This is a genomic window from Dolichospermum sp. UHCC 0352 (genome assembly GCF_009711925.1).
GTDB classification, from domain to species: Bacteria; Cyanobacteriota; Cyanobacteriia; order Cyanobacteriales; family Nostocaceae; genus Dolichospermum; species Dolichospermum lemmermannii.
Window position 1 is genome coordinate 1 of the sequence record NZ_VIKY01000291.1, and the last position, 9894, is coordinate 9894.

At 37.2% G+C, this 9894-nt stretch carries 9 protein-coding genes; 5 read left to right on the forward strand and 4 right to left on the reverse strand.

The features are described 5' to 3' along the window. Positions 1–49 precede the first annotated feature (49 nt). The 3 genes from devC to FJR06_RS21290 all read left to right on the forward strand — a co-directional run bounded on the left by devC (position 50) and on the right by FJR06_RS21290 (position 3061). Entirely contained in the window at positions 50–1225 is a 1176-nt protein-coding gene (gene devC, locus FJR06_RS21280; RefSeq protein ID WP_015083063.1) for an ABC transporter permease DevC, read from the forward strand. 380 nt (positions 1226–1605) lie between these two features. Further along, entirely contained in the window at positions 1606–2109 is a 504-nt protein-coding gene (locus tag FJR06_RS21285; RefSeq protein ID WP_168652225.1) for a DUF4112 domain-containing protein, read from the forward strand. Positions 2110–2125: 16 nt separating this feature from the next. Beyond that, positions 2126–3061, forward strand: coding sequence for an alpha/beta fold hydrolase (locus FJR06_RS21290; protein WP_015083061.1), 936 nt, complete (start codon positions 2126–2128; stop codon positions 3059–3061). Here the strand turns inward: FJR06_RS21290 and FJR06_RS21295 are convergent. The 4 genes from FJR06_RS21295 to FJR06_RS21310 form a co-directional block, all read right to left on the reverse strand. Then, positions 3058–3858 (reverse strand): transposase, encoded by an 801-nt coding sequence (locus FJR06_RS21295; RefSeq protein WP_168652226.1) that lies wholly within the window; start codon positions 3856–3858, stop codon positions 3058–3060. The genes FJR06_RS21290 and FJR06_RS21295 overlap by 4 nt on opposite strands. A 522-nt stretch (positions 3859–4380) precedes the next feature. After that, positions 4381–4917, reverse strand: coding sequence for a hypothetical protein (locus tag FJR06_RS21300; protein WP_168632316.1), 537 nt, complete (start codon positions 4915–4917; stop codon positions 4381–4383). A 69-nt stretch (positions 4918–4986) separates the two neighbouring features. Then, a complete protein-coding gene (locus FJR06_RS21305; RefSeq protein ID WP_015083057.1) occupies positions 4987–6048 on the reverse strand; it encodes a D-alanine--D-alanine ligase family protein in 1062 nt (353 codons plus the stop codon). A 167-nt stretch (positions 6049–6215) separates the two neighbouring features. Beyond that, positions 6216–7316 carry a response regulator gene (locus tag FJR06_RS21310; RefSeq protein WP_015083056.1) on the reverse strand — a complete coding sequence of 367 codons (1101 nt, stop codon included), beginning with the start codon at positions 7314–7316 and terminating at the stop codon, positions 6216–6218. Between the two features lie 239 nt (positions 7317–7555). Between FJR06_RS21310 and rpsB the strand changes: the two genes are divergently transcribed. Both rpsB and tsf read left to right on the forward strand, forming a co-directional pair. Then, complete coding sequence (gene rpsB / locus FJR06_RS21315; RefSeq protein WP_015083055.1) at positions 7556–8329, forward strand: 30S ribosomal protein S2; 774 nt, start codon at positions 7556–7558, stop codon at positions 8327–8329. Positions 8330–8709: 380 nt separating this feature from the next. Continuing rightward, positions 8710–9654 carry a translation elongation factor Ts gene (gene tsf / locus FJR06_RS21320; protein ID WP_148762300.1) on the forward strand — a complete coding sequence of 315 codons (945 nt, stop codon included), beginning with the start codon at positions 8710–8712 and terminating at the stop codon, positions 9652–9654. Positions 9655–9894: the final 240 nt, after the last annotated feature.

Here is a 9894-nt window from a genome sequence, read left to right on the forward strand (position 1 = left end):
TCTCCAAATGCTTCGCCCGTACAGTTGTTAGTTGTCAATTATCATTCCTATGATTAGTATTTTTCAACAATTTCGACGACGAACTCCTTTGGGTTGGTTGCAACTTACTCATGAAAAAAGTCGTTTATTCGTAGCAATATCAGGTATTGCTTTCGCTGATGTTCTTATGTTTATGCAGTCAGGCTTTCAAACTGCTTTATATGACAGCAATACTAGATTACATCGCAGTTTACAAGCTGATATTATTCTCATTAGTCCCCAAGCCCGTAGTTTACAAAGTATGTCTATTTTTTCCCGGAGACGACTTTATCAAGCAATGGATATACCGGGGGTGAAATCGGCTGAAGCTATGTATTGCAATCATATTATTTGGAAGAATCCCCAAACACATTTGGAAACCGGAGTCTTAATTATTGGGATAAATCCAGATCAACCAGCTTTTGATTTACCAGAAATTAATCAACAATTACAGAAGATTAAATTACCAAATACAGTTTTATTTGATCGGGCAGCCAGAGGAGAATATCAACAAGCAATAAAGAAAATTCAAGAAGGTAAAACTGTCACAACTGAAATTAATGGTAGCACAATTACTATTGGTGGTTTATTTAAACTTGGTGCTTCCTTTGCCGCTGACGGTAGTTTAATTACCAGTGCAAATAACTTCTCCCAAATCTTTGCCAGGCAGCCTACAAGTAGTGTGAACATCGGTTTAGTTAAAATCAAGCCAGGTTATAAAACTGACCAAGTTGTTGCCCAATTAAAGGCTTATTTGAAAGATGATATTAAGGTTCTCACTCATCAGGAATTTATTGAATTTGAAAATAACTTTTGGAGTAGCAATTCTCCCATTGGGTTTATTTTTAATCTCGGTGTATCAATGGGATTTGTGGTTGGAGTAATTATTGTTTATCAAGTTCTTTCCACAGATGTTAACGCCCATTTGCGAGAATATGCAACTTTTAAAGCCATCGGATATCGTCATTTTTATTTACTAACTATTATTTTTGAAGAAGCTTTAATTTTAGCAGCTTTGGGATTTTTCCCAGGGGTAGCCGTATCTTTAGGACTTTATCAGCTAACCCGAACAGCGACAAATTTGCCCATGTATATGACCATAATTCGTGGTTTACAAGTGCTATTATTAACTATAATTATGTGTGCTATTTCCGGAGTAATTGCTACTAATAAACTCCAATCTGCTGATCCTGCGGATATGTTTTAATTGCTAGTTTACTTGCTTTCGTATTGGCAGCGCATTATTATACTTAAATTTCCCAAGTTATCTTGTTTTGGGTGGCATTTGTTCTGACTTGACCATTTGGGGCAACACTGGGGGATATTCTCACCAAACAACATGAGAAAAGCGGACTCGGTTATGCTACTATTGGCTCGTCTATAGTTAATATAGCTGTATTATGGTACTTAATTAGACATTTTTCCAAACATTAATTAAGTAAAAATACTGATAATATAAACCGATTCGACAATTATCAAAGAATAGTTAATCTAGCTACAATTTTATCAAGCAAATATAAAAAAATTTTAGTTAGATAAATGAGATAATAGAAAAGTTGATCATCAAGTCATCGAGAATTATTAATAATGCCTAATTTTTCCGAACAGTTTTCAATTACACCTGATGCTTATGCACCTAGATTAAAGCGTCTACGTCAATTTAGTAAGGTATTAGATAATATAATTACCGTTCCCGGAACACAAGTAGGAATTGGTTTAGATCCTATTATTGGATTACTTCCCATAGGAGGTGATGCTTTAGGACTCATACTTTCGTTTTATATTATCATTGAAGCTGCACAATTAGGCGTACCTACAGCCACATTAGGCAGGATGGTAATGAATGTAATTGTTGATTCCTTAGTTGGGGCTATTCCCATGTTAGGAGACTTGTTTGATTTTGCGTGGAAAGCTAATAATTACAATATTATTTTATTGGAAGAATCTTTAAAATCTCCTCAGCAAAATCAAAAAGCAGATAAATCATTTATCCTCATTTTTACTGTGGGTTTATTTCTACTGGCTATTGTCTTAATATCCATCCCCGTGATATTACTAAGAATATTATGGCAAGTCTTCACTGGTAATTAAATTATCCTAGAAAATTATGAAAGATTGGTGGCAAGATAATTTTCCTCAAGGACGGCAATATCTCGTTATTCCTGATGCTCAAGGTTATCCAATTCAAATAGCTTATGGTGAAAAAGGTCGAGGTAAACCGCTAATTCTATTACATGGTTTAGGCAGTTGGAGTTATAATTGGCGACATAGTATTGAACCATTATCTCAACATTTTCGGGTAATTTGCTGTGATTTTAAAGGTTTTGGTTTTTCCGAAAAGCCTGTATCTCGTCGAGAAGAAAATGGACATCAAATTATTGAATTAAAACGCATTATTCAAGCTTTATGTGATGAACCACCCATAATAGTAGCAGAATCTATAGGAGCATTAATTTCTTTAGGATTAGCTGGTAAAAATCCTGATTTAATCGGACGTTTAGTAGTAATTAATGCCCCTATTTTTACAGAAAGCTTACCTCATTGGTCTATGGGTTTACTGGCACAAACACCAATAGAGATTATCCATGCAGTTGATAATTTACGTCTCGCATATTGGTTTGCACCTTTAGTCAGAGAAGTTATGGGAACAGAAAGACGGAAGGTATTGTATGATCCTTCCCTGTTAACAGAGGAAGATATTTACTGGATTACTTACCCATTTATTGAAATTCCGGGAACTTTGGTAAAAGTTGCGGAAGATTTACAAATTGCTGCTCAAGAAATTGAGAGTTTGCGAACAAATCAGCCAAGTATGTTGAGTAATATTCAAAAAAATCTCAAAAATATTGAATGTCCAACTTTGGTATTATGGGGAGATCAAGATAGTTGGTTTCCTGCTAGTCATGGGGAAAAACTACATCAACATCTTCCCAATTCTCGGTTACAAATTTTGCAAAATTGCTATCATGATGCCTCAACTGGTTCTTCTACTGTTGTGAATGCCGCAATTTTGGAGTTTTTAAAAGATACCAATTTCTTTTAAATAAATCTGATTGGATTTTTATTAGATAATAATTGCATTGTCTGAAAATTAGCAGGATTTTCCTGATCTTTTACCCAATTTATCGGATTGTTGACAATGTATTCACGAATATTATTTAATGCTTCTTCATTGCGGATAATATGTTCATAATAATTACGCTGCCAAATTACATTTCCTTTAGCTTTATTCATCCGATTAATTTGGCGTGTAGAAACTGATTTATAATTTTGAGTTATTGCCGCCAAAGATTGTGGTTTTGTCCCATTAATTTTAATTGTTTCACCCGTATAGACTGTAGGGGCGAAGCATTGGCTTGATAAATTTTGTTGTTGTGAAAAATCTTGATTTGCCAATGCTTCGCCCGCCACCTCAGAAAACGATTGTGAAAAATCTTGATTTGCCAATGCTTCGCCCGCCACCTCAGAAAACGATTGTGAAAAATCTTGATTTGCCAATGCTTCGCCCGCCACCTCAGAAAACAATTGTGAAAAATCTTGATTTGCCAATGCTTCGCCCGCCACCTCAGAACTCTCAATGATAATAATCCCATGTAAATGATTGGGCATGATCACAAATTCATCTAACTCGACATTTTTAAAATATCGAGGAATAGATAACCAAGAACCCCTTGCTATCTCGCCATTTGTATTTAATTTTATTTCACCATCTACAATTTCACCAAATAAACAATTACGTTGATGGGTGCAAATGGTGACAAAATATGCTCCCTGTTGAGTATAGTCGTATCCTTTTAATCGGATGGAACGACGGTGGTGAATATTGGAATTGTAGGGCATAAATTTAATAGATGGATTTCTTTGTCATTTTTATGGGAAAGGGTGAAGCATTCGCCAATATAGTTTATCTGTTTGTTCCATATTTTTCTCGTGGGAATGCTTCACCCCTACACAAAATAAAAAGAGAGTGGGAGGAGGCATACCAAAAGCCTGAAATCTCCCACTCTACATTTACTGCTGTAGCGTTTAGAAATATATACAAATACTGTCAAGTCATTGGGGGGGTAATGTAGCAAAAACAGTATCTATATGCGGTTAATATTCCCATTGCAGCAAATGTCAAACCTGATTATTGTTATTATTTTCGACTCCATCAATGGTCAATCAATTATTTGTAAATCATTGTTATTTATGCTTGAAAAATGTTAGCATAAACTCTGGTACTGCATGAAAAAAATCAATATGTAGTAGCCTCTAATAGCCACAATATTGAATTTGTTTATCTTGCATCAATGTAACTTAGGTAATTAAAACTTGGTTGCCAAGTTGGCACTTTCTTAAAAATCTTGTGTTTACAAGTTTCTAGAGGAATCGTGAATCTTGTCTGTCTCTGACAAATTCCGCATTGGTATTGAGGGGATAGATTTTCTCTGGTGGCGAAATTATGAGCAAATTTTTGCTGTCAGATGGAAAATTTGGGGATTTATGACGTTTCTGCGAGGACAATTTTTGACTATTGCGAGTGCGTTGAATAGCTTTTGTGCCTTCTCTTGAGTTTTGCAGTAGGTAGAAAATTACAAAAGAACCACTAGAACAGCAGAAGATAACTGCAATTATCAACCATAAAGGTAGAGGATTACTCGGATCTGAAAATGTGGAAATGGTTGATTGTACAGGGATAAGTGCGGTTTCTTTTTGTTCTTTTTGTGGTACATAGCTAATATAACTCAGTTGATGATATGCAAAAATTGCAACTCCTATAGGAATTAGGAACAAACTCAAGAACCAGATCCCAGGGTACTTTCTCACTAGATTGACGAGAATTTTTCTAGGATCTTTATTTTTTTTAAACTCTTGCTCATTATCCATCACGTTAATCACATCAATCACGCAAATCATTGTTTAGACAAGAGGAAAATATTTATTTTCCCTCTTTACCTAATCCGCTATCTTCTCTCCCTAATCCCCTTAATTAATTGGAGAATGTCTTGAAATTGCTAGTAGAATTAACTGATCTACTAATTTGGCAAAGGGTATATCCGTATTAGCCCAGAGTTGGGGATACATACTTGTAGAGGTAAAACCTGGAAAAGTATTAATTTCGTTGATGAAAATTTCTCCCGTAGCTTCCACATAAAAAAAGTCTACTCTGGATAACCCAGCCGCATCAACAGCCGCAAAAGCTTGTAAAGCCATATCTTGAATTTGTTGTGCTACCACCTCTGGTAAGTTTGCAGGAATGAATAAATCGGCTTTCCCTGGGGTATATTTAGTTTCGTAATCGTAAAAATCACTCTCAAAGGTAATTTCACCAATGACGGAAACTCTGGGGTTGTCGTTACCTAAAACTGCACATTCAACTTCTCTGGCCACAACTCCAGCTTCGACAATAATCCGTCTGTCATGGGTGGCTGCATTATCTAAAGCTGTTTCTAATTCTTGACGCGATCGCACTTTAGCAATTCCTACCGATGAACCTAGATTAGCAGGTTTGACAAAACAGGGATAGCCTAATGCAACTTCAATTTCATCACACAATTTGGGAAATACACAAGCATTTGACCAAACTTGCGCCCTCGTCACAGCTTTATATTTTACTTGAGGTAGTCCCGCTTGGGCAAAGGCCATTTTCATGGCAATTTTATCCATTCCCATTGCTGAACCCAATACCCCAGACCCAACAAAGGGAACTTGGGTTAAAGTCAATAAACCTTGAATTGTACCATCTTCGCCATTGGGACCGTGAAGAACGGGAAACCAAAGCTCAACTTGGGCAGTTTCGGGCGGGAATTGCCATAAATTAGGGGTTATGGAGGGGATTTCTTGGGGAACACCAGATGTTAAAACTTGTTGTGCAACTTCTCCTGCTTGCCAAACACCATCTTTTTGGATATAAAAAGCCAAAATTTCGTATTTATTAGCATTTTCCTCTAAACTGAGGGCTTGAGCGATCGCCCGTGCCGAAATTATTGAAACTTCATGTTCTCCAGAACGTCCACCAAACAGTAAACCCACCCGTAGCTTAGTCATTTTTTTCTATATCTCCACAAATCCACAATTTCCATTATAGGGAAAATGCCGAAAACCCTGACATCTTCTTCTGTTCCCTGTTCCCTTCCCAAAATGTTCGATATAGCTTTGAATATATTCTCAATGTTCTCTCTTGCTTTTCTAGTCAAGTCTATGACCAAAATTTCTTAAAATTTCGGCTGAGGAAGCACAATTCTCATAATAGTTTGCGCCCCATAGATACTCTCAATGGAAAACTCTCCTCCATGTAGTTCTACCAATCTTTTAGCAATTAATAATCCTAAACCAGAACCTTGTTGTTCATACATTTTACGTTCAAATTGGACATAAGCCCCAACATTATTAATTTGCTCCTGAGTCATACCACGTCCATAGTCAATTACAGACAAATGAAAGGCATTATTATGACTATTTCCGACAATCTTCACTGGTGTATTAGGCGGAGAAAATTTAAAGGCATTCGCAATTATTTCTTCAGTAATTTTAGCTATTTTTGCAGGAGATATTTGCGCCATACCATCTGAGATTTCAATCGTTAAATCAGCTTCTCTCCCAGCTTTTTTGGCAATTTTTAAAGCTACACTTTCAACTATTGATGTGACAAAAGTTTTAACTCCATTATTTCTCAGTGCTGCTACTTTTTCCGGGTTAGATGCTAATAACTCCAGGTCTGCATACATGATAAAATTCACAGTTAATCTATGCAAGCGTTGACCAGCTTTATGAATATGTTGTAGCATTTCTAATATTTCTGCCTGGTCAAATTCTCCATAGTTTGCCATCAATAATTCTGATATTCCTATAATATGATTGAGAGGAGTATTAATTTCATGGGGTAGTGAATTAGTAATACAACTGCGTAAATTATCCAATTTTTCCTGAGTTTTTTGCTCAAATATTGCTTGTTTATTCAGTCTGGTAGCGATCGCTTGCAATAATTGATTAGAATTAAAAGGCTTTGTTAAATAATCATCAGCACCAAGTTCCATCCCTTTACGTAAATCTGACCACTCTGATTTAGCAGTTAAGAAAATTATAGGAATTGTTGCAGTATCACTATGCTGACGCAGTTGAGTTAATACACCATAGCCATCTAACTCAGGCATCATTAAATCGCAAATTATCAAATCAGGATGTTTATCTTTAGCCAACTCTAAACCCTGTAACCCATTTTCTGCAACTAATGTATCAAAATCTGACAAGTGCAATATCTGCCTAAGATTGTTTCTGATTTGAACTTCATCTTCAATAATTAAAATCGTATTCATATAGTTTTGTATCGTAATCAAATGTTAACTATATTACTAAATTAGCATGATTTTTAGCTCTTTCAGTATCCTTAAAATCATGATACGGAAAATAAAAAATCCCAGTTCACCACAAAACTCAATATATTTGTGTTACCCTAGTACAGTTGTCTAAAATCCGCACATCTGGGAATTCGGGTGTTTCTTAAATTGAGAAATGCACCTAGATGGAGGTTTAACCCGAATAGGAGTAACAAAATATGCCAGTAGTTTCCTTGGCTCAAATGATGGAGTCAGGTGTTCACTTTGGTCACCAGACCAGACGTTGGAACCCTAAAATGGCTCCTTATATCTACACCTCACGAAATGGTGTACATATCATTGACTTGGTACAAACAGCCCAGTTGATGGATAACGCGTATAATTATATGCGGACCCAATCAGAGCAAGGTAAAAAATTCCTGTTTGTTGGCACTAAGCGCCAAGCAGCCGGAATTATTGCCCAAGAAGCCCTCCGTTGTGGTTCTCACTACATTAACCAACGTTGGTTGGGTGGAATGCTCACCAACTGGGCAACCATTAAAACCAGAGCCGAGCGTCTCAAAGATTTAGAGCGGAGAGAAGAAACCGGCGCACTGGATTTATTGCCAAAGAAAGAAGCCTCTATGCTGCGTCGGGAAATGACGAAGCTACAAAAATACTTGGGCGGCATTAAAAACATGAGGAAAGTTCCCGATATCGTGGTTATTGTTGACCAGAAGCGGGAATATAACGCAGTTCAAGAATGCGAAAAATTAGGTATTCCCATTGTGTCCATGTTGGATACAAATTGTGATCCAGACGTTGTGGATATTCCTATCCCAGCCAACGACGACGCAATCAGATCCATTAAGCTAATTGTTGGTAAATTAGCAGATGCTATCTACGAAGGCCGTCACGGTCAACTAGAAGCAGAAGAAGATTACGATGATTATGCTGACGAAGATTATGAATATGATGAAAGTGATAGCACTGAATCTGAAGGCGAAGCATAAGTAGTCTGGCAAACAAGTAGGGGTTTAGCAGCTCTCATTGGTGTCAACTTAGGCTAGGGATAACTTATTTGTTTGGCTGCAACATTCCCGCCCAGAACTTAAGTTCCGGTCTAAAAACTAAAGTGCGTTAAAACGCACTCTGGTTAACTCAAAATCAATCATTATCCTATTTACGCTAAAATAGTCGGTTTTAACCGACTTTAGCTTTTAGACAGGGAATTTATTCCCCGGCTTCAAGGGACTGCTTTACCCCTACATCCATACTACAGATTGGGATATTTTTTTTGATTGGAAGTCTCTTAAATGATTTTCAAATGAGTCCTGATCGTCTGATAATCTTGAATAATATTTGTATCTGTCAAGTTAAGAATTGAGGCAATATGGCGGAAATATCTGCGAAACTCGTCCAAGAGCTACGCCAAAAAACCGGTGCTGGCATGATGGACTGCAAAAAGGCACTGAAGGAAAATAATGGCGATGTCGAAGAATCCATAACCTGGCTACGGCAAAAAGGTATTGCTAAAGCTGACAAAGGAAGCGCTCGCATCGCCGCAGAAGGTCTAGTAGACACTTACATTCAGCCCGGTGGTCAGGTAGGTGTACTCATAGAGGTAAACTGCCAAACCGACTTTGTTGCCCGTAACGACGCTTTTAAAGCCTTGGTTAAGAACTTGGCACAACAAGCTGCAACCACTGATAGTGTAGAGTCTTTATTGGCTCAACCCTATCTTGAAAAGTCCAGTGTCACTGTTGATGAATTCATCAAAGAAACAATTGCAACTCTTGGTGAAAATATTCAAGTTCGGCGCTTTGTGAATTTCTCTCTCACCACTGATACACCAGGAATAGCAGATAGCTATATTCATACTGGTGGTCGTGTTGGTGTATTATTGGAATTGACCGCTCAAAGTGCTTCAGCCGCTGCTAATGAAGAGTTCCAAAGTTTGGCTAAAAATGCAGCAATGCAAGTTGCCGCTTGTCCTAACGTTGAATACGTTAGCGTAGACCAAATCCCTGCCGAAATTGTCACTAAAGAAAAAGACATCGAAATGGGTAAGGACGACTTAGGCAATAAACCAGAGAACATCAAAGAAAAGATTGTTCAAGGTAGAATTGATAAGCGCCTCAAAGAAATGACTTTACTAGATCAACCTTATATCCGTGATCAAAGTATTTCGGTAGAAGAATTGGTGAAACAAGTAAAATCCAAAGTTGGCGAAGAAATTCAAGTTAGTCGCTTTGTGCGCTATGTACTCGGTGAAGGCATTGAAAAGAACGAAATGAGCTTTGCTGATGAAGTTGCTGCCCAAATGGGTGCTAAGTAATTTTGTGATTAGTCAGTGGTCAGTTGTCAGTGGTCAGTTGTTAAGAATATATACTTAATAATTGGTTGTTGATTATGGACTTTTATTTTTGACTAATAACTATTCCCATTTACAGGCCAGCGCGTTCTGCGTGGCCTGTATTTTATTTAAATGATGATTATTTATTCAAAATCCGTATATTTGTACTACAGAAAGCAACTAACAACTGACAACTGACAACTGTACGGGCGAAGCATTTGG

Excerpts from the sequence above, each read along its gene's own strand:
- devC (WP_015083063.1), top strand. The coding sequence starts at position 50 with ATGATTAGTATTTTTCAACAATTTCGACGACGAACTCCTTTGGGTTGG.
- FJR06_RS21285 (WP_168652225.1), top strand. The coding sequence starts at position 1,606 with ATGCCTAATTTTTCCGAACAGTTTTCAATTACACCTGATGCTTATGCA.
- FJR06_RS21290 (WP_015083061.1), top strand. The coding sequence starts at position 2,126 with ATGAAAGATTGGTGGCAAGATAATTTTCCTCAAGGACGGCAATATCTC.
- FJR06_RS21295 (WP_168652226.1), bottom strand. The coding sequence starts at position 3,858 with ATGCCCTACAATTCCAATATTCACCACCGTCGTTCCATCCGATTAAAA.
- FJR06_RS21300 (WP_168632316.1), bottom strand. The coding sequence starts at position 4,917 with ATGATTTGCGTGATTGATGTGATTAACGTGATGGATAATGAGCAAGAG.
- FJR06_RS21305 (WP_015083057.1), bottom strand. The coding sequence starts at position 6,048 with ATGACTAAGCTACGGGTGGGTTTACTGTTTGGTGGACGTTCTGGAGAA.
- FJR06_RS21310 (WP_015083056.1), bottom strand. The coding sequence starts at position 7,316 with ATGAATACGATTTTAATTATTGAAGATGAAGTTCAAATCAGAAACAAT.
- rpsB (WP_015083055.1), top strand. The coding sequence starts at position 7,556 with ATGCCAGTAGTTTCCTTGGCTCAAATGATGGAGTCAGGTGTTCACTTT.
- tsf (WP_148762300.1), top strand. The coding sequence starts at position 8,710 with ATGGCGGAAATATCTGCGAAACTCGTCCAAGAGCTACGCCAAAAAACC.